This is a genomic window from Pseudomonas sp. B424 (genome assembly GCF_055408345.1).
Map to the genome: position 1 here is coordinate 1 of NZ_JBUZTL010000031.1, position 19,821 is coordinate 19,821.

18 protein-coding genes are annotated in these 19,821 nt (G+C 58.0%); 12 read left to right on the forward strand and 6 right to left on the reverse strand.

Annotation, left to right across the window (positions count from 1 at the left end; translation table 11 throughout):
* Window positions 1–363: 363 nt before the first annotated feature.
* On the forward strand, window positions 364–1,815 hold the full coding sequence (locus tag ACZRMS_RS23390) for a collagen-like triple helix repeat-containing protein (protein ID WP_463997281.1): 1,452 nt from the start codon (window positions 364–366) through the stop codon (window positions 1,813–1,815).
* A gap of 190 nt (window positions 1,816–2,005) precedes the next feature.
* A complete protein-coding gene (locus ACZRMS_RS23395; protein WP_463997282.1) occupies window positions 2,006–3,688 on the forward strand; it encodes a ShlB/FhaC/HecB family hemolysin secretion/activation protein in 1,683 nt (560 codons plus the stop codon).
* Between the two features lie 95 nt (window positions 3,689–3,783).
* On the opposite strand, the gene ACZRMS_RS23400 is transcribed toward ACZRMS_RS23395, so the two are convergent.
* Together ACZRMS_RS23400 and ACZRMS_RS23405 are read right to left on the reverse strand one after the other, a co-directional pair.
* On the reverse strand, window positions 3,784–4,197 hold the full coding sequence (locus ACZRMS_RS23400; RefSeq protein WP_463997283.1) for a response regulator: 414 nt from the start codon (window positions 4,195–4,197) through the stop codon (window positions 3,784–3,786).
* A 22-nt stretch (window positions 4,198–4,219) separates the two neighbouring features.
* Window positions 4,220–4,444, reverse strand: coding sequence for a Flp family type IVb pilin (locus ACZRMS_RS23405; protein ID WP_463997284.1), 225 nt, complete (start codon window positions 4,442–4,444; stop codon window positions 4,220–4,222).
* 331 nt (window positions 4,445–4,775) lie between these two features.
* Between ACZRMS_RS23405 and cpaB the strand changes: the two genes are divergently transcribed.
* The 8 genes from cpaB to ACZRMS_RS23445 are packed head-to-tail and all read left to right on the forward strand — an operon-like array spanning window position 4,776 to window position 12,189.
* Window positions 4,776–5,711 (forward strand): Flp pilus assembly protein CpaB, encoded by a 936-nt coding sequence (gene cpaB / locus ACZRMS_RS23410; RefSeq protein WP_463997285.1) that lies wholly within the window; start codon window positions 4,776–4,778, stop codon window positions 5,709–5,711.
* Between the two features lie 27 nt (window positions 5,712–5,738).
* A complete protein-coding gene (locus ACZRMS_RS23415; RefSeq protein WP_463997286.1) occupies window positions 5,739–6,965 on the forward strand; it encodes a type II and III secretion system protein family protein in 1,227 nt (408 codons plus the stop codon).
* Complete coding sequence (locus ACZRMS_RS23420; protein WP_463997287.1) at window positions 6,962–8,161, forward strand: pilus assembly protein; 1,200 nt, start codon at window positions 6,962–6,964, stop codon at window positions 8,159–8,161. Before ACZRMS_RS23415 ends, ACZRMS_RS23420 begins: the two co-directional genes overlap by 4 nt.
* Window positions 8,158–9,432 (forward strand): CpaF family protein, encoded by a 1,275-nt coding sequence (locus ACZRMS_RS23425; RefSeq protein ID WP_463997288.1) that lies wholly within the window; start codon window positions 8,158–8,160, stop codon window positions 9,430–9,432. The genes ACZRMS_RS23420 and ACZRMS_RS23425 overlap by 4 nt, the downstream gene beginning before the upstream one ends.
* A gap of 10 nt (window positions 9,433–9,442) precedes the next feature.
* Window positions 9,443–10,327: a type II secretion system F family protein gene (locus tag ACZRMS_RS23430; protein ID WP_463997289.1), complete on the forward strand. Its 885-nt coding sequence runs from the start codon at window positions 9,443–9,445 to the stop codon at window positions 10,325–10,327.
* A 1-nt stretch (window position 10,328) separates the two neighbouring features.
* The gene (locus tag ACZRMS_RS23435) at window positions 10,329–11,213 is read left to right on the forward strand and encodes a type II secretion system F family protein (protein ID WP_463997290.1); all 885 of its coding nucleotides are present in this window, start codon (window positions 10,329–10,331) and stop codon (window positions 11,211–11,213) included.
* Window positions 11,214–11,227: 14 nt separating this feature from the next.
* Window positions 11,228–11,905 carry a tetratricopeptide repeat protein gene (locus ACZRMS_RS23440; protein WP_463997291.1) on the forward strand — a complete coding sequence of 226 codons (678 nt, stop codon included), beginning with the start codon at window positions 11,228–11,230 and terminating at the stop codon, window positions 11,903–11,905.
* Window positions 11,906–11,922: 17 nt separating this feature from the next.
* Complete coding sequence (locus ACZRMS_RS23445; protein WP_463997292.1) at window positions 11,923–12,189, forward strand: DUF3613 domain-containing protein; 267 nt, start codon at window positions 11,923–11,925, stop codon at window positions 12,187–12,189.
* Window positions 12,190–12,250: 61 nt separating this feature from the next.
* On the opposite strand, the gene ACZRMS_RS23450 is transcribed toward ACZRMS_RS23445, so the two are convergent.
* Window positions 12,251–13,039 carry a response regulator transcription factor gene (locus ACZRMS_RS23450; protein WP_463997293.1) on the reverse strand — a complete coding sequence of 263 codons (789 nt, stop codon included), beginning with the start codon at window positions 13,037–13,039 and terminating at the stop codon, window positions 12,251–12,253.
* Between the two features lie 118 nt (window positions 13,040–13,157).
* Window positions 13,158–13,631 (reverse strand): prepilin peptidase, encoded by a 474-nt coding sequence (locus ACZRMS_RS23455; protein WP_463997294.1) that lies wholly within the window; start codon window positions 13,629–13,631, stop codon window positions 13,158–13,160.
* Window positions 13,632–13,702: 71 nt separating this feature from the next.
* Between ACZRMS_RS23455 and ACZRMS_RS23460 the strand changes: the two genes are divergently transcribed.
* Window positions 13,703–14,146 carry a TadE/TadG family type IV pilus assembly protein gene (locus ACZRMS_RS23460; protein WP_463997295.1) on the forward strand — a complete coding sequence of 148 codons (444 nt, stop codon included), beginning with the start codon at window positions 13,703–13,705 and terminating at the stop codon, window positions 14,144–14,146.
* The gene (locus tag ACZRMS_RS23465; RefSeq protein ID WP_463997296.1) at window positions 14,136–16,880 is read left to right on the forward strand and encodes a PAS domain-containing sensor histidine kinase; all 2,745 of its coding nucleotides are present in this window, start codon (window positions 14,136–14,138) and stop codon (window positions 16,878–16,880) included. Before ACZRMS_RS23460 ends, ACZRMS_RS23465 begins: the two co-directional genes overlap by 11 nt.
* A 103-nt stretch (window positions 16,881–16,983) precedes the next feature.
* On the opposite strand, the gene ACZRMS_RS23470 is transcribed toward ACZRMS_RS23465, so the two are convergent.
* Entirely contained in the window at window positions 16,984–18,990 is a 2,007-nt protein-coding gene (locus tag ACZRMS_RS23470) for a pilus assembly protein TadG-related protein (RefSeq protein ID WP_463997297.1), read from the reverse strand.
* 232 nt (window positions 18,991–19,222) lie between these two features.
* The gene (locus ACZRMS_RS23475) at window positions 19,223–19,810 is read right to left on the reverse strand and encodes a DUF4136 domain-containing protein (protein ID WP_463997298.1); all 588 of its coding nucleotides are present in this window, start codon (window positions 19,808–19,810) and stop codon (window positions 19,223–19,225) included.
* Window positions 19,811–19,821: the final 11 nt, after the last annotated feature.

Genomic DNA, 19,821 nt, shown 5'->3' on the forward strand with positions numbered 1-19,821 from the left:
GTCATGGGAGAGGTGATGCAGGAAGCCTTGGCTATGCGGCATGATGCTCCGGCTTCAATTCAATAACCGTGTTGCACTCAGCTCCTGCAACCGCCTAGGCTTATACCTAAAGTAGGGTTGTTATTGCCGGCGTTTTGTCGGATATCAAATAGTATTGATAAGTAACGTTTTTTTAGAATGCGTCAGTTCTAAAGTATTAGTCCATAAGCAAGATGACGGCACTTTTATATAAGGGGTTAATACCAAGTTGTGAATTGTTTGATAAGGCCCGTGGCGTTGTTATGTCTGCAACCGATGAATGTATCCCTGACGCAGAACAGGGAACTCTCGAACTCAGGCGTAACAGGTGCAAGGGAATTAATCATGAACACTCAATTGTGGTTGAAAACAAGTACAGCATTACTGTTGGTCATGACCGTCAGCCTGGCTGGCTGCAGCAGCGGTGGTGGCGGTTCCAAGAGCCATGTGTCGGCGAGCACGCCGGATAGCGGCACCGGCGGCGGTACCGGTGGTGGCGATGGCGGCACAGGTGGCGGCGATGGCGGAACTGGCGGCGGTACAGGGGGTGGCGACGGTGGTACCGGTGGTGGCGGTACAGGCGGTGGCGACGGTGGCACGGGCGGTGGCGGTACGGGCGGTGGTGGCACTGGTGGTGGCGGTACAGGTGGTGGCGGCACGGGTGCAGGCACCACGCCTCTGGTCACAGGCCAGGTCGTCGGGCAAGTCGGCACGGCTGTTGGCGGCGTGGGCTCCACGGTCAGCGGGCTTGGCAGCACCCTGACCACCGTGCCTGTGGTGGGCAACCTGGGCGGCGGGCTGGTGGTCAACACCGGTAATGCGGTGACCTCCGTCACCGATGGCCTCACCAACGGCCTGGGCTCGCTGGGTACAGACAAGGACTCGCTTGGCCTCACCGTAGCCGGTGCCACCAATGCCGTCAGTGACTTGGGTAAAGGTGTGTCTTCGGTCGGTACCGGCCTGAGCACCGTGCTGGATAACACCCCGATCAGCCAGATCCCGCTGGTCGGTGGTGTGGTGGGCAAGGTGACTGACACCACAGGCGGGCTAGTGAATAAAGTGGGCACCACGGTGACCATGCTCGGCAACACGCTGACCACCAATGTGACCAGTGGCCAGTTGGGCAAGGTGACTGGGGGCGTGAATGACAAGGTGCTGGTGCCGGTGATTTCCCTGGTGGAAAACGTGACGGGCAAAGTGGGGACCACGACCGGTCTGGGCGCGCCGGTGGACGGCCTGCTGAACAAAGTCGGCGGTGTCGTGGGCGGGCTGGGCAACAAGGTAACCGCTACCGGCGGCGACAACCCGGTCACCTCTCTGGTCGGCGGCGTGCTGGCCGGTGTGGGCGGTGTGGCTGACAAGGCGGGTGGTTACGTGAACCCGGCGGCAGGTACCGGCACAGGCACAGGCACTGGCCTGGGTGGTCTTGGCGGGTTGCTGGGCCTGGGTGCTGGTGCAGGCGCAGTTGCCGGTGGCGGCACGGGTGCTGGCGTAGGTGTCGGTGCAGGCGCTGGCGTAGGTGCCGGTGTAGGCGTAGGTGCAGGTGTCGGTGTTGGTGCAGGCGCTGGCGTGGGTGCCGGTGCCGTCACGGGTACCGGTGGCGCCGCAGGTGGTGGTCTGGGGGCAGGTCTGGGTGCCGGGCTTGGTGGTTTGCTGGGCGTCAAAGTAGATTCAGGCAGCACCGGCAACACAGGTGCAGCAGCGGGCGGTACGGGTACAACAGGCGGTTTGGGTGGTCTGGGTGGTGCTCTTGGGGGAGTGCTTGGCGGGCTGGGCAACTTGGGCAAGAAAAACTGACGATATTGCACCTGGCCGGTTCGACGGCCGTACCTACAGCGCCTACTCTTGGTTGGGACGGGAGATTCAGATGAGTCTCTCGTCTTTTTTCATGTGCAGGTTGTAGGACTGATGCTCGGGCAGCTTCGCGCAGACCTTAAAGGTGAAGCCCCCCCTCGTTATGCCGCTGTAGTTGAACATGGAGAGTCATATGCGTAATTGCGTCCCCTTTTTACTATTGGCATTGGTCCCGTATGCGGGCGCCGAGCCTCTTCCCCGTTTCCTCAATAGCAACGACAGCATGCAAAACCTGCCCGCGCCCAATTTGCCGGTGGATGCCTATCGCCCGTCGGCACCTGCGCTGGAGCTGCCAAAACCTGCCGCCGCCGAGGCCCAGCCATTACAGATGGGTACCCGGCTGACCATCCGCAAGTTGCAGATCGAAGGTGGCACGGTGTACCCGCTCACTGAACTGGGTGCCGCGTACAAGCCGTTGCTGGGCCATGAAGTCACCCTGGCCCAATTGATTGAAGCCACCCGCAGCATCACCCAGCGCTACCAGGATGACGGTTATTTATTGTCGTACGCGTTTTTGCCCCCGCAGAACTTTGATCAGGGTCTGGTGCGTGTGGTGCTGGTCGAAGGTTATATCCGTGATTACCAGGTAGATGGCGATGTGGGGCGGGTCAAAGGCTTCATTGATGAGTTGGTGGACAAGCTCAAGGGCGAGCGCCCCCTGACCCGTAAAACCTTCGACCGCTACAGCACCTTGATGAGCCGGATTCCCGGCGTGACCCTGCAGGCGCAAGTGCCCCCGCCGGGTACCACCGATGGCGCGTCGACGCTGCATATCAGTGCCAGCCGCCAGCCGTTCACTACCAGCATGAGCCTCACCGAAGGCAGTCGGGACAGTACCCAGGCCTTGTTCGGGATCAGCAGCAACTCGCAAACGGCCATGGCGGAACAGTTGACCCTGAGCGGATTGTTCCCGCCGGGCGATGACAAGGAACACTACTACCGCCTTGACTACTCGCAGTACCTGAACGCCGAAGGCACGCAGTTGAACCTGTATGGCGCCAGTTATCGCAGCGACCCCGGCACCAACATTGCCACCAGCGATGGCTTTGAGCTCAAGCCCCATCGCGAAAATGACCGCTTCTCGATTGGCGTCAGCCACCCGCTGATTGCAGCACCCAGTGAATGGCTCAGCGCCACTGCCCGGCTGTACGGGGTCAACGACAAGACGGACTACGAGGTGGTCGGCTACGGGCAGACCATCAGCGAAAAAACCAACACCCGTGCGGTGGCGTTTGAAGGTGACTGGCGCAAGTCCGATGCCAGGCAGTTGCGCATTGTCAGTGCCGGTCTGTACCAGGGGATAAACGGCTTGGGCGCCAAGACCGAGACCAATCTGACCAGCAGTCACTACGACCTGGATTTCTTCCGTTTGCGTTTGTCGGGCGTGCAGAGCGACGGTTATTTCGATAACTGGCAGGGCGTGATGTCGGGCGCCTTGTACTGGACGGATGACAGTTTGCCTGACAGTGAACGTGCAGTATTCGGCGGGCAGAACTTCGGTCGTGGTTACCCGGATGATCAAGCGTCGGGGGATAAAGGCTGGGGTGTGGCGTATGAGTTGAACTACAGCTTTAATCGCGACGGTGAATGGGTAAAGTTATTGCAACCTTATGCGGCTTTGGACAGGGCCAAGACCTGGTACAACGAACTGCCTTTAAAAGGTTCGGACATGTCGTCGGCGGCAGTGGGGTTGCGTTTTGGTGACAAGCGTTACTACAACATTGCCCTGGAAGTTGCCAAGCCCATGTCGGACATTGCATTGGACAGTTTTAATCGCCGGCCACGTTATACCTTGAGTTTCAGTTATCAGTTGTAAGGCTGGATGCATAAAAACTGCCGCAGGCTGCGATCTTTTTAAAGACTAAAAGAACGCAGTCGGCGGCAATTTTTTATTGGGTTTTAACAGATGGTCTAAGGCGTGGCCAGGTGCAGCTTGGCGGGTTTCGGGAAGAGGTTGTCGAGGGTGTCGAGCAGGCGCACGTGGTAGATGGGTTTGCGGAACAGGTCCAGCACCTGCAGGCGCAGAAGGTCGCTGACATCGTCCATGTCGGCGTGACCCGAGATGACAATCACCGGTAAATGCTGGCGCGATGTGTGTTCACGCAGGCGCTTGATCAGCGCTATACCGCTGTCTTCCGGCATGCGCAGGTCAGTGATGACCAGCGCAATATCCGGATGTTGGGTCAACTGCTGAAGGGCAAGTTTGACTGAAGTTGCCGTAAAGCAACAAAAGTCCTCGCCCTCCAACAGTTCTGCCAACTCCAGAAGTGCGTCCTCTTCATCATCGACCAGGAGAAGCTGTTGGCGTGGTGAGGAGAGGGGCATGTTAATGGCGCTCCGTAATTAATTAAGCTGTTGCGGTTCCCAGGCCGGTTTTGATTTTGGTGAATACGCCTGTTACAGCGGTTTGTACATCGGGTGAAAGCCCAGCAATAACCACAGCCACCATTGCCGCAATAATGGCGTACTCAATACCTGAAGCGCCCTCTGTTTGTTGTGCGAAACGTTTGACCTGTTGCGACAGGAATACTTTGGTCGGTACGTACACTTTCAGAACAGTATTCAACATCATCTGACTTCTCCTTGGTGCACCGGGACGGGCACTGCATAACAATGGCGCTACATGATTTCTATGTGCCACCACAGCATTGGCAATAATTGACGTTCCGACAACTGTAACAATGGACTAATCACAAAGCATTAATCCAAATGGACATTAAAAAAATGTGTGGTCAATCAAAGTATTGAGAATTAAACGAAGAATTTTCAGCCGACTAATGGCATTTTGCTTCACCTGAGCTATTTTTAAATAGCGAAAGGTTGCAAGCGCGTCATTGGTTCATAGCCACCTGATTATAAATGGGTATTTAGTCTGCAGCAGGCAGTGGTAAATGGAGTTATTTATGAACAATCGACGCAGTTTGATACTGGCCGCCATTTTATTTATCGGTGCTATTGCTGCCGGTTATTGGGGGCTGGTGTTGAGTCGGCAGCAGCCGGTTGCCGCAGTCCCTGTGACCCAGGTGGTCGAGCAGGGTGTGGCAGCCGCTGAAGACACGACCCGCAAGGCAGTGGTGGTGCTGGCCCGCGATGTACCCCCGAATGTGGCCTTGACGGCCAATGATCTGATCCTGGAAAAACTGACCACTGCACCTGCTGGCAGCTTGACTGCAATTGATCAGGCGGTGGGCCGTACCCCGTGGCGCAGTCTGGCGGCGGGCACCTGGCTCAGTGAGCAAAGCTTCGAGGCAGGCGGGCCATTGGCTCGCATGATTCGCCCTGATGAGCGCGCACTGGCCGTAGGCATTGACGAAGTCAGCGGTGCGGGCGGGCAGTTAACCCCGGGCGACTACGTCGATATCTTGCTGTTCTTGCGTCAGGACACCGCCAACCCCCAGCAGTCGGCTCAGGTGGTACTGCCTGCAGTACGTGTATTGAGCGTGGGTGAAGAACTGGGCCTGACCAGCGACGGAAAGCTGGCCAGCCAGCCGAAAAACGCCGAAGAGGCACTCAAGCTGGAGCAGCGTCGCGCCAGTGCGCGCACCGCAGTGCTGGCAGTGCCTGAACCTCTGCTCAATCAATTGATGCTCGCCACTCAGGCCGGGACTTTGCGTCTGGCCGTGCGCAGCGCCCAGGAGCAGCGCTTGAGCAAATACTGGGCGGGTGAGCAGGAGTCCCCGTCCAACCTTGAGAATGCCAAACGCAGTCTGTATCAGTTCAACCAACTGGCTATGGCCGGTCCGGTAAGAGCGCCAGTTATCAGTAACCCCGGTGCGCCTCGTGTGCGTGGTACCGAAATTATTCGTGGCAATCAGATGGCCCAACAGCCTGCCCAATAAAAATCCTGATTTTAAAGGAAGCACACCATGAGCCACCGTTGCGTACCGTTATACAAACGTGCAGCCTGGACGCTGATTTTAAGCAGCTTGCCCCTTGAAATGGCCCTGGCCGCGTCCAGCAATTGTGCGGCACTCGAACAGATGCCGTCGGTCGTGGAAGTGATTCAGGGAGCCCAGCAGGCACTGGAATCGCCGGTCAGCGTGACCCGTATTGCAGTAGGCGACCCGACGGTTGCAGACGTACACGTTAATGGCAGCAACTCCTTTTTGCTCACCGGTGTAGCGCCGGGCACCACCAGCCTGATGATCTGGACTGCCTGCTCGAAGACGCCCCGCCAGAGCATGGTCTTCGTCAAGGGTAAAGCCTCGGCGGGCCTGACCAGTACAGCCCTGTCGCCTTCCGCGGACCCTACCTTGCCGAGCCAGGTGCAAACCGATATCCGCTTTGTTGAAGTCAGCCGCACCAAGCTGCAGGAAGCCAGTACCTCGATCTTTGGTATGGGCAGCAACTTCCTGATCGGTTCGCCGGGCTCGTTGATTACCTCGGCAGCCAATGTCATCACCGGCGGGCCGCCGGCCAACAATAACTTCTTCAACATCGGCTTCGGCGGTGGTCGGGTCCGGGCCATGATCAACGCTCTGGAAGGCAGCGGTTTTGCCTACACCCTGGCGCGTCCCAGCCTGGTGGCACTCAGTGGGCAAAGTGCAACGTTCCTCGCCGGTGGCGAAGTGCCGATCCCGGTGCCGAGCAGTGGCAGCGATAACGTGTCGATCGAGTACAAAGAGTTCGGTATCCGCCTCACGCTGACCCCCACCGTGGTGGGGCGTGATCGCATCCTGCTCAAGGTTGCCCCTGAGGTCAGCGAGCTGGACTACACCAATGCGGTGAATATCGCCGGGACACTGGTGCCGGGTCTTAATGTTCGTCGTACCGACACCAGCATTTCCCTGGCCGATGGCGAGAGCTTCGTGATCAGTGGCTTGATCAGTTCGAAAAACAGCGCCCAGGTAAACAAATTCCCGGGGCTGGGAGAAATCCCGATTCTTGGCGCCTTTTTTCGTGACTCCAACACCAGCAGCGAAGAGAAAGAACTGCTGATGATCGTGACGCCGCACCTGGTTCAGCCGTTGGCGGCCAATGCGCAACTGCCGTCCCTGCCGGGCGAAAAACTGCGCACTTACGACCCTAACTGGTACCGCTTGTACTTCCTGGAAAACGGCAACTTCAATAGCCGCAGCGGGTTATCTCAATGAGCCAAAGCCTTAGCCAGACGTTTCTCGCGCTGACGCGCAACAACACCGATCTTGAGTGGCTGCAAGGTGCATTGGCGCCCTTGGGCCAAGTGGTGGGTGCGGGCACCAGCAGCCTGGATGAACTGCTGGCATTGGTTGATGTGACGTTCGCCGGGTTGATTTTTGTGGGCCTGGACCGCGAAAAAGTAGTGGCTCAGTGCGCACTGATTGAAAGTGCGCTGGAAGCCAAGCCGATGCTGGCCATTGTCGCCCTGGGCGATGGCATGGATAACCAGTTGGTACTCAATGCCATGCGCGCCGGGGCCCGGGATTTTGTTGCCTATGGTTCGCGGTCCAGCGAAGTGGCGGGGCTGGTGCGCCGCCTGAGCAAGCGTCTGCCGCCGGTGGCGCCGAACGCCGAGCTGGGCGGCCTGAGCGTGCTGTTCAGTGCCCAGTGCAATGCCGACGGTGCACTGCTGGCCAGTCACTTGGGGCTGGTGGTGCAAAAGACTGAGCAGAGAACCCTGTTTCTGGATCTGGGGGTGCCCCGGGGTGATGGTCTTGCCCTGATGGGCCTTGAGAGCACGTTTTTCTTTGGTGATGCCTTGCGCCATCTGCGGCGCCTGGACAGCACCTTGATTGACAGCGCCTTTGCCAGGGCCGAGGGCGGGTTGCGGGTCCTGGCCCACAGCGACAGCGATGAGTCACTGGAGTCAACCAGTGCGGCCGAGTTGTACATGCTGCTCAGCGCCTTGCGTCTGCATTTTCAGCACATCGTGGTGAACCTCTCGGGCCAGCCCGACAGCGATGCGCTGCGTACCTTCGTCAGCCATTGCGACACCTTGCTGTGGTACACCGACCAAAGCGTGCTCGACTGCCGGCGCAACCTGGATGTGCTCAGCCTTTGGCGTGCCAAAGGCATGAAGCTCGATCATGCGGGGTTGTTGGTCGACCGTTATTTGCGCGGTGTGGCCCCCAGTGCCGATGCGCTGGTCAAGAGTTTTGGTTTCCCGGTGATGGCTACGCTGCCACTGAGCCCCGAGTTGCGAATCAACGCCAAGAACCAGGCCGCGAGCCTGTTTGATCTGGCCCCGCGAGAAGCCCTGAGCCTGGGGCTGAAAAAACTGGGTGAGCAACTGACCCGCCGTTCGCAGGTGGCCGAACAGGCGGTTTCCAGGCCTGCCGCGTGGTTGAACCGTCTGTGGGGGGCTAAATGAGCAATGAACAACTGTTTGGCTCAGGCCTGTACAAGGACGGCCGGGCGGACCATGACGGTCTGAAACTGGTATTGCACCGCTACATCATCGACGCCATTGAAGAGACCGGCAAAAACCTGCTGGAAGATTCGCGTGTGATCCTGTCGCAATTCGTCACCGAGCGGGTTGCCGAGTATGTGTCGCGCCTGCACCTGGCGATTTCCCGCTATGAGATGGAGCGCCTGGCCGAAGAAATCGTCGACGAACTGACCGGGTTCGGCCCGCTGGAAGTGCTGCTGCGCGACCCGGCCGTGACGGAAATTCTGGTCAACGGCCCGCACCGGGTATTTGTGGAACGCGAGGGTTTGTTGAGCCGAAGCGATCTGCGCTTTATCGACGATCATCACGTTGAACGGGTGATGCAACGCATATTGGCGCCGCTGGGTCGGCGCCTGGACGAGTCCTCGCCGATGGTGGATGCGCGCCTGCCCGATGGCAGCCGGGTCAACGCGATCATCCCGCCGATTGCGCTGGATGGTCCGTGCCTGTCGATCCGTAAGTTTCGCAAGGACATGCTCAAAGGTACCGATCTGGTTGCGATGCAAACCATCGACCAGGGGATCTACGAATTTTTTCAGGAGTCGGTGGGCAAGCGCTGCAATATCCTGATCAGCGGCGGTACCGGGACCGGTAAAACCACGCTGCTCAATATTTTGAGCCAGCTGATCAACCCCCACGAACGTCTGGTCACCATCGAAGACGTGGCCGAATTGCAACTTGGTCACCCGCACGTGGTGCGCCTTGAAACCCGCCCGCCCAATGCCGAAGGGCATGGCGAGGTCAAATCCAGCGACCTGATCCGTAACGCCCTGCGGATGCGCCCGGACCGCATCATCCTTGGTGAGATTCGGGGTGTGGAAGTACTCGATGTGCTGACCGCAATGAACACCGGCCACGACGGTTCGATGAGCACCGTGCACGCCAACACCGCGCAGGATGCCTTGCTGCGACTGGAAACCCTGGTGGGCCTGACGGGCCGCACGGTGGCGGAAAAAACCCTGCGCCAGATGATTTGCGCCGCACTGGACGTGATCATCCAGCTCACGCGAATGCCAGATGGTCGGCGGTGCGTCAGCGAGGTGCTGGAAGTGGTGGGGGTGCGTGACGATGTGTATGTGACCAACACTCTGTTCCGGCTGGACAAGCGCACGGGCTTTGGCTTTATGCGCGAAGCCTTGAACCCGGCAGGTGACAAGTTGCGTCGTGACCCCATTTTGAATGCTCACGGCTGAGGCACTGCATATGATCCCGGCCCTACTGCTGTTCACCATCAGTTTTCTGATGTTCTCGTTATCCATGAACCTGGTGTATCGCGCCCTGCGTGACCCGACAACCAGCCGGGTACTCGATCGCCTGGGCGAAAGCCAGCCGCAGCATGCGGAAAGAATCCAGGGTGTCGCGTGGCTGGACCGGGCATTTCTGCAGGCCGGTCTGGGGCGACCTTCTGAGCGTCTGGGCCTGTGGCTGTCGTTATGGGCAGTGGCGATAGTGTTGGCAGGTCTGCTCGGCGGCTGGTGGTTTTTCCTCGCACTTGTGGTGTTGCCGCCGGTACTGCTCAAGGTGTTTGTCAGTTGGCGTTACCACCGTCGCGTGCGGCGCATGGTTGAACAACTGCCGCTATTGCTCGACCACAGTGTGCGTAGCCTGAAGGCGGGCCGAACCTTGACCGATGCGGTGCTGAACGCGATCGAAGCCTCCAGTGATCCGCTCAAAAGCAGCATCGGCCGGGTGTCGCGCAGTGTGCAGATGGGGGTGAGTTTACCCGAGGCAGTGCAGGACTTTGCCGAGCTGTATGAGCGTGACGAATTTCGCATGTTTGCCCTTGGGTTGAAGGTCAACCATCGCTACGGCGGCAACGCCAGCGAACTGCTGGAAAACCTGATCGTACTGATCCGCGAACGCGATCAAGGGGCTCGCAGGTTGAGGGCCATGACCGGGGAAACCCGCATGACGGCTTTGGTGCTGGGCATGTTGCCGGTGTTTGTGGTGGCGTTCTTCATGGCCACCAACCCCAACTACATGATCAAAATGTGGCAAGACGGGGGAGGCCAGCACATGCTCCTGACGGCGCTTGCGATGCAAATAATTGGCAGCGTGGCGTTGTGGCGCATGGTACGGAGCGTATGACATGGCCTTTTTGATTTGCGCAGTTTTATTGCTTGGCGCCATGGGGTTGCTGATCAACAACGTGGTTCAGGAACGCCTGAGTCAGCAGCGGGTGATGCAGCGCCTGGAAGGTGACCAGACCGGGCCGGGCAAGCTCAGCCTGTGGATGCGGGCGATGGGTAACAGCAAGTTTGGCCAGCGCTCGGTCACCATGGACAGCGAGACCCAGACCCTGCTCAACCGGGTGGGCTGGCGTACCGCAAGCCAGCGTTCGTTGTTTGCCGCCTTTCAGATCGGCACACCGTTTGCGTTCGCCGGGCTGGTGTTTCTGGGGCATGAACTGTTCTTCCCCAAGTCGGGCAACCTGTTGGTCGTGTTGCTGTTGTCCCTTGCCGTGGGGTATCTGATCCCCAAGCGGCTGTTGGCTTTTGCGGCCAAACAGCGTCAGCAGGAAGTGGCGGTGGAGGTGTCGACCTTTATCCCCTTGCTGCGCATCCTCTTCGAGTCGGGCATGGCGGTCGAGCAAGCGCTGCGAGTGCTGAGCCAGGAGGGGAGGCAATTGCTGCCGATACTCACCGGCGAATTGCGGGTGGTGCTCAATCGGGTGGACTCGGGGCTGGAGTTGAGTCAGGAACTGAGCAAAACCGCGAGGTTGCTGGAGGTGGATGAGTTCAATGACACCTGCGTGATCCTTCAACAATTGATTCAGCAGGGCGGCGGCGCGATGAAGTCGTTGCAGGCGCTCAAGGAGCTGCTGGATGACCGGCGCCTGACACGCATGGAGGAATACATCTCCAAAATGTCCGCCAAAATGTCGGTAGTGATGATGGTGTTCCTGTTCCCAGCGTTGATGATTGTCCTGGCCGGGCCGAGTTTTGTCGCTATCTCACGAGCCTTTCTCTCTTGATCAGGGGTATGAACATGAAAGCTGTCATCGTCGTATGCGGGCTGCTGATGCTGGGCGGCTGTGCGACCGGAGGAGGCGGGCTGGGCATGGGCGCCAGTTGCACCAAGTTGAGCAACGATCAGGAACTGTCGCTGAGCCTGGCGGACAACATGGCCAAAGAGGGCAAGCTGCACGCCAGCCTGGCCAACCTGCAAAGCCTGCCGGAGCGTTCGGCGCAGGTGCAACTGCGCAAGGCGCGGATCTACCGCCAGCTGGGCCGTAATGAGGCCGAGCCTTTGTATAACGGATTATTGGGCAGTTGCCTGGCCGCTGAAGGCGAGCATGGCCTTGGCCAGTTGGCGGCAGGGCGCGGTGATAACGCACTGGCGGCAACCCATCTGGAACGCGCTGCACAAATGGCATCGACCAACGACAAGATTCGCAATGACCTGGGCGTGGTTTACCTCAACCAGCGCAGGATCAATGAGGCGCGGTTCGAGTTCTTGACGGCTCTGGAGCTCAAGCAGGAGGACACACTGGCGGCAGAGAATCTGGTGACCCTGCTGATTTATCAGGACCAGTGGAAACAGGCTTCAGAACTGGTGAGCCGTACCGGGCTGACCTCCGAGCAAGTGAGTAACGCACAGTCCCGGGCACAAGCGTTGAAGGCCCAAGCCAAGGCAGCCAGTAACCAGGTGGCTGTCGTCAAATAATAAGTTGGAGGTTTGCCATGACTTTTTACATTCGTGTGGGGGTGCTGTTAGCCCTGGTGCCACTTGGCGCGATGGCCATCGAGCCAGGACCTTCGTCCAGAAACCAACAGGAAACCGAACACTGGTTGCAGCTGCAAATCAGCGGCAATGCTCAATCGCCGGTGCGCCAGGTGGCAACGCCGGCCGAGCGCGAGCAAAGCCTGCAGCGCTGGCTGGACAGCTACAAACACGAAATTCCTGAGTATTACAAACAGGATGAGGGCGGCAAGGCCAAGCAGAATTGACTACGCATTCTGCGGGAGGTGGTCTCCCACAGAGGTTGCGTCAATACGGGCAGGGTGTCGTTTACAGCACACTTTGCCGGTGTTGTTGAGACGGGCCGTTGGGGGACAAGGCAAGCGCCAGTTGGGTGCGGTTGTTCATGTGGGTAAGGCGCAGCACTTGCGACACGTAGAGCTTTACCGTGTTTTCGGTGATGCCCAGATCACAGGCAATCTGGTAGTTGGTCTGGCCTTTGCTCACCAGCTTGGCAACGTCCAGCTGGCGCGGTGACAGCTGTTTGAAAATGGCCGGGATCTGTTGCCAGGTACCCTCGATCGAGCCTTGCGGGTCCGTGCTGTGAGACGCCGTTTGGGGAGGGCGTCGAGCTGACTCCATGTCTTGATACAGATCGTCAATGGACTCTGCCAGGAACTGCAACTTCTGGTTCAGGTGGCCCAGCTGATCGCTCTTGTGGCGCTCGCGCAGGATGCCTTCCTGACGCTGAATGCCCTCGAGCAGTTCATTGAGGTCAACCGGCTTTTGATAGTAATCGGCGATGCCGATACGCAGGGCCTTGATCACATCCTGCTTGTCGGCTCGGCCGGTGAGCAAAATGCTTTCAAAGGCGCGGTGCTTGCCCGCGAGTTTTTGCAAGTGCTGGGTCAGCTCGATGCCATTCATCTCGGGCATGTGCAGGTCGCACAGCACCAGGCCGATGTCCGTGTCGGCAATGAAAGCACTGATCGCTTCACGGGTGGTATTGCAAGGCACGCAACGGTAACCGCTGCTTTCCAGAAACTCGCACAGTTCTTCGACAATCAATGGTTGGTCATCGACCACGAGCACTTTTATTAGGGGGGTTGGCGTATTCACACGGTTCTCCATCCTGGTAAACCAATCAGGGACTTCTTTGATCCATTCACTTGAGTGGACTGATTAAAACGTAGACCTACTTTACTACTATGTACAAGGTATTAATCCCTCATATCAATTAGCTCAGAGCCCACATAGTCAGGGTAAATCCGCCTAATAGGAAGGGTGCGAAGGGAAGCTTTTTTGACGTTGAGACTTCCATTCCAAATGAATAGATCTTAAGTCGTTGATTCACTGAAGGCAGGATTTTTGACGCAAACAGCCACCAGATCCCGGTACAGACACCGGCGCCGATCAGGGTGCCCAGAATTGTCGGACGGTCGGTTGCCAGCGCCAGGGCCATCAACAGCTTTACGTCGCCGGCTCCAAGCTTGTTCAGCGCATAGCCGGGGAGGGTCAAGACCAGCGTGATCAGCAGCGCCCAGCCGCCTTCGGCCGCGCTTGCCCCGAGCCAGGTATGGCCTGTCCACAGCAGATACAGCAATGCCAGCGCCGCTGCACCAAAGGTCAGGACGTTGGAAATCTGGCGTTGGAGAAGGTCTTGAATGGAGCAGGCGATGAACCACAGAAACACTACACATAACTGGATCACGTAATTAACGTCCCTTTTTTACCAATGATTCTATGATGATATTACTGTCGATTGTCAGGGTAGACGCAGCCATGAAAGCAATACTTCCAAAAAAGCAGAAAGGCGCCGCGGCGATTGAGTTCGCACTGGTGTTTGTGATTTTTTTTGCGGTGCTCTACGGCGTGATCAGCTACAGCCTGCCGCTGTTGCTGATGCAGTCATTCAATAACGCGACGTCCGAAGCGGTCCGCCGCAGCATGGCGGTGGACCCGACGGCGACCGATTATCAGGGGGCGGTGGAAACGCTGGCCAAGAAAGTACTGAACGAGAAGCTGAGCTGGGTGCCCTCCGCAGTGAAAGGGAATTTGATGCCGAGCGCGACATACAACACCACCACCAAAGTGCTGACTGCCAGCGTCTCGCTGCCAGCCACGGCCTTGACCTCAATCATGCCGGTGCTCAAATTGGGCACCATTACCGTGCCTAACTTGCCGACCAATCTGACGGCCCAGTCGAGTGCGCAACTTGTCCCCTAATGAAGGGCTGTTCGGGCGATTATTGGGACGGACCGACAATCGCTTGCCTGAATCCACAGATCCGCAATTGCATACCAATGCGGGCATCCAGTTGATGCTCGATCAACAAGGCTACGTCACGGACATTCACGGCCTGCAGCGTTACGGTCTGGCGCGTTCGAGCGGCGACGGCTCACCGCGCCTGCTGCTGAGCTATATGGTGCCGGGCAGCACGCTGGCGCTCGAAGGCGTACCGGCTGACTGGGTGGGCCACAGCCTTGACCTGGATTTCCAGTGCGCGGGCCTGCGCGTGGTGCATACCCGGGGTTGGGTTCAGCCACAGGGTGACGGCTGGCTTTTGCAGCTGCTGGATATCAGCGACCTGCGCCAGGGCAGCCAGCAGGCCCGCGCTCGCGAGCGCTGCACGCAACTGACCCTCGGCCTGAGTGAGCAATTGCGCCAGTGCAGTGCGGCGCGCTTGCCTGAAGTGATGCACGAAGCGTTACGCAGCGTGGCCCAGCACGGGCGCGTGCCCTGCATGGCGCTGGCCGTGCGCGATGATGCGCAGTCCGGCTGGTACATGCACAGCACCTTCCATGCGTTTGATGCCCCCAAACTCTGGACGCTTGAGCAGAACCTCGGCAGCCTGCTCGACCCGCTCGGCGGGTCGGTGCCCCAGCGTGTAGAGCGCGGTGCCAACCCCCGGCTCAACGACCTGTTTGGCAATGCCGACGGCGTGCTGGTGCCGTACAGCGACCAGCAAGGGCTGTGTGCGTGGCTGATGCTGGGGTTTTACCCGGCCTCCCTGCACGGGCCGCAGATGAGCGACAGCGACTGGTTGCAAGTGTGCGCTGCGTTGGCCGGACCACTGCTGGATCGCTTGCGCGAACAGCAGCATCTGCAACAGCGCGAACGCATGGAAGCCCTGCAAGTCTTGCTGGGCACGGGCTGGTGGGAGTGGTCAACCACCAACGAACTGTTGCAACTGGCCCCGCAACTGGCCACGCACCTGACGGCGACAGCCGGGTCACAGCTGCTGACCCGCGAGGCCTGGCTGGCGCTGTTCCATCCAGCTGATCGGGATGAGCTCAGCGGTCGTTTCAATGAGCTGCTGGAGCATGGCAAGGCTCTGTTGCTGTTCGCGCGGGTGCATCAACCTCAGAGCGCGCAGCCTGCCCAGTGGTACCGGATTCAGGGGCAGGTGCTGGGGACCGGCCCCCGGCGGCGAATCGTGGGCTTCATGCTGGATGTCAGCGACATCAAGAATCAACAGCAGCAAATCGCTGCCGCCCATGCCCGGCTGGACAACCTGATAGCCAGTTCGCCTGCGGTGATCTACGTGCAGCGCTATGTCGAAGGTGCGCTGCAGCCTGCATTCTTCAGTGACAGCCTCAAGCCTTTGCTGGGCTGGACATTGGAAGAGTGCACGAGCGCGACCTTGATCGAGTGGGTCCATCCCGAAGACCGGGAGCAGTATTTTGAACGCACGCGCCAGTTGCTGCGCGAAGGCAGCGCCCGCAGCCGGTATCGCCTGCGTGATCGACGCGGCGATTATCACTGGTTGCTGGATGAGGCCAAGCTGTTGCGCGACGACCTGGGCTTGCCCGTTGAAGTAGTCGGGTTGTGGCTGGACATCAGCGATGCGACCGAAGCGGCCGAGCGAGTCAAAAACAGTGAAGAGCGTTACCGGATTCTGGTTGAAGACTCGCCTGCCATGATTTGCCGTTACCTGCCTGACCTGACCCTGACCTTTGGCAACCAGCCGCTGGCCAGCTATCTGGAGTGCACGACCGCGCAACTGCCGGGGATCAACCTGAGCAGCTGGCTGTCCAGCGAACAGCGTGAGGCCTTTGTGCAGCGCATTGCGGGCTTGACCCCGGAAGCGCCGGTCAGCTCCGCTGAAATCAGCCTGCAACTGCCGGGTCGTGAATATGCCTGGTGGGTGTGGTCGGACCGGGGCATCTTCGACGAGCAGGGCAACTTGCTGGAAGTGCAGGCCGTGGGCCGCGACAACACCGAGGTGCGCCGCTCGCAGCAGCAACTGACCCACAGCGCGAAAATGGCCACCCTTGGCGAAATGGCCACGGGGCTGGCCCACGAAATCAACCAGCCGCTGAACGTGATGCGCATGGCCATCGTCAATGTGCTCAAACGCCTGAGCAACGGCGATGTGCAGATCGATTACCTGCAAGACAAACTCACCCGCATCGACGGGCAAATCCAGCGTGCGGCGCGGGTGGTCGACCACTTGCGCGTGTTCGGTCGGCGTTCGGAGATCGAGCAGCAAGTGTTCAACCCGGTGCAGGCGCTGGAGGGCACTTTGGCCCTGCTTGGAGAAGGGTTGCGCGGTAAAGGTGTGGAGCTGCGCAGCGAGGGTCAGGCGTGCGATGTACAAGTGCGTGGCCATGTGGACCAGCTTGAACAAGTGTTGATCAACCTGATGGTCAACGCCCGTGATGCGCTGATGAGCAAACGCGAAACCGACCGTGACTTTGAGCCCTGGATTGCCCTGAGTGTCGAGTCCGATGCCCAGAGTGTGCGGCTTAAAGTGGACGACAACGGAGGCGGCATCGACCCGCGCCTGCTGGAGCGGATCTTCGAACCGTTCTTCACCACCAAGCCCATCGGTTTGGGCACTGGTTTGGGGTTGTCCGTGAGCTACGGGATTATCGACAACATGGGTGGGCGGCTAAGCGTGAGCAACACCGGGCACGGCGCCCGGTTTTGTGTGGAGTTGCCGGTGGTTGAGGTTTAAACCACACCTGTGTGGGAGCGGGCTTGCTCGCGATTGCATCACCTCGGTGTATCAGCTGTACCGAGGTGCCTGAATCGCGAGCAAGCCCGCTCCCACAGTGGGGTTACATCACCAGTTGGGCGCGACCGCCTTGGTTGCAGGAGAGGTTGGCGCCGACAACAACCTGGTTTAAATCTATCCCCAGAGCCAAGAGTAATGTGTCAATAATTCTGTCGAGCACAGGCCCCAGTACGGTGTTGATGGTGCTGATCAGTATTGGGGTAACGGTTGTAAGCAAGCCGTCCAGAGCCCCCATTAGTACACCAAGGATGTTGTTTTGCACGGGTTGGTAAATATGAACTTTTATTCCATGTAATGTATTGCCGAGGCTCGTGACTATTCCGTTAGTGGAGTAAGTGTGAGGCAGTGGTGTTTGCCCTACCGGTAACAAATTTGTAGGCCCATAAGTGTAGGGCTGTTTCATGTTTGCTCCGACACTGGTATCGAGGCTTATACCTATGCCTCCGCCTATAGATGGTATCCGGGGATCGCATATTCTTGGTGAGAAAAGGGGAAGCAGAGGCGTTCCACAGGCAATTGTACCTATGTCGACTACTGGAAGTGGCGCGACAGCTAGCGGTTGGGGGTTGGTGGTGCTGCCGGGGAATGCCTGGGACTTATTTATGATGCCAAGTTTGATGTTTACTAAGGATGTATTAGTAGTAGCTGTTAAAGTTTTAGTGGCCTCACTGGCGCAGCTATAACCGGTGACATAGCTTTCTGCGCTGGGAGCATCAATGTAGATGTCGATAGTATTGTTAAGTAATAACAATGACGGGGATGTGCACTTGGCTCCAAGTACGCAGCTAAGAGACTCAAGCGCGCCGACTATATTCAAGCCTAAAAGGTTTTTTAGGGTGTCCACAAGCGCAGAACCTAATGATGTTACCGCATCCACCAATTTTTGTACTAATGATAGAACTGGAAGGTCGACGGAGACTACAGTACGTATTTGTGCTGTTTTAACATAAATACTATGAGGGCCAGTTTTGGGTTCTAGTATAGCCAGTGCTGGGTTTCCTATAGCTGAAAGCTGGGGGGGCTCAAGAACTTGAATCCGTGCGGTGATTTTTGTAAGCCCTAGATCGATAGGGAAATTCGCAACCAGGCCATTGGTTTTATTGGCGAGTTGTACATACCCACTAATTAGGTCAAATAAGTTCATGTTGACATTTAATGCGGAGCTCGGTGTGCTGCTTTGTACGTTTAAAATCTTCCCGAGAACTACAGTTGTTTTACCGGCAGCTAATTTTAAAGCGTTCAGACTTACTATTGTCGCCGTTGCGCCGAGTGTGTTGTTTGGGTCCAGTAGTTTGATGGTGGACTGTATTAGTTGGCCGACAGCGATGTTGGAGTTTAAGACTTCGTCGTAACCTCCCGCGTTAAGCGTCAAGTCGATTTTCAGTTGGTTTAAATAAGAGAGTAGATTGACTTGAGTGTTTAGTAGACCGTTCCATCCCGCTGCATCAATAGCCACGTTTCCGCCAAGCAGTCCTCCAAACAACGAGCTCAAGATTTTCGATTTGCTGGTATCAATGGCGAGCGTTGTATTTCGAATCGTCAACTGCGCCAACGGCGCCCCACCATTGCTCCCCACTGCACTCGCCGTTAATTGGGTATTAGGGGTAAACCCACTTTTGGAAAACATGCTCACCAATCCCCCCGCCACGCTGGTGAGGACGGTGGTAGTGGCTATTACGCGGATAGCATCGGATTTGCTCAAGTCTTCGGTGAAGACGCGCACCTGGTCGTTTCCGGTCTTGAGCGATCCACATGTAGTACTGACCTGTTGCACGCCACCAGGCTTGAAGTTGTTGCGGGTAGCGTTTTGGTTGGCGAAGCCGGCGGCTGTCTTGGTGCTGCCACAGGTACCCCCCAAACTCACCGCCTCCAGCACTGCCATGTCCGCCACGCGCTGCAATTTGCGCTGCTCCAGGTACAGGCGCCCGCTGTCGACCACCAGCAACATGAACAGCAGCACCATGCCCAGGGTCACGGCGGCCATCAAACCGATTGCGCCACGCTGTTGCCGGGGACCATTGAAACCAATACCGCGTAGTTGGGGAGACATCGAGCACTCCTGATGCTGGACATTGCCCAGCGCTAACTCTCCAAAGTTCAAGCGAGTGTAGTCAAGAAGTGCTCAGTGCGCTGGCCAGTTGCCAGTTTTATAGGCGCGTTGTGAGCGACCGATCAAAAGCCGTCGATTAATGAACGAAAACTTAATGTAAATACCAACTTGCTCACGAAAGTATTAATACGAACTTACTTATATACATCGTGAGCAAGTGGTGATGTGCAACTTACTTGGGTGGATAAGTACTCAGGATTTTGGTCACCGCTTCGTGGATTGCTGCGCTGCGCTCTGCGGGCGTCGGGCTGCTGTCGACGACTTTCTCGGCACTGCCGCGCCATACCAGCCTGCCGGTTTTGGCATCGCTCAGGTCGATCTGCAATGTGCCCACCTGATAGACCACGTTGCGGGTTTCGTTATACATAGGTGCGCCCCAGTAGCCTTCCCACGGGCCAGCCCCATAACCACCCCATGGTCCGCCCCAGGGGCCGCCGTAGCCGTAGTGGGTGACCACCTGCTCCTGACGGTTGGCCACGATCAGCCAGGCTTGCACCAGCAAGTCCGGCTTGCTGCCTGCTGCTACCGGGCGCAAGCCGCGCTGGTCCAGCTGGCTGCCCACGGCCTGGATGATCCGCTGCTCGGTCAGGTCGCTTCTGAGCATCGGATTATTGGGCTGATACTGCACGGCAGGGTCTTTCCAGGCCCAGGACTGGAACTTGGCAAAATCGACAGCCGGGTTGTAGTCGTGAGTGACCTGCATGGTTTCGCAGGCACTGAGCATCAGGGCCAGACCCAGTAATGCAATGCGACGTAGCATGATGATTGCTC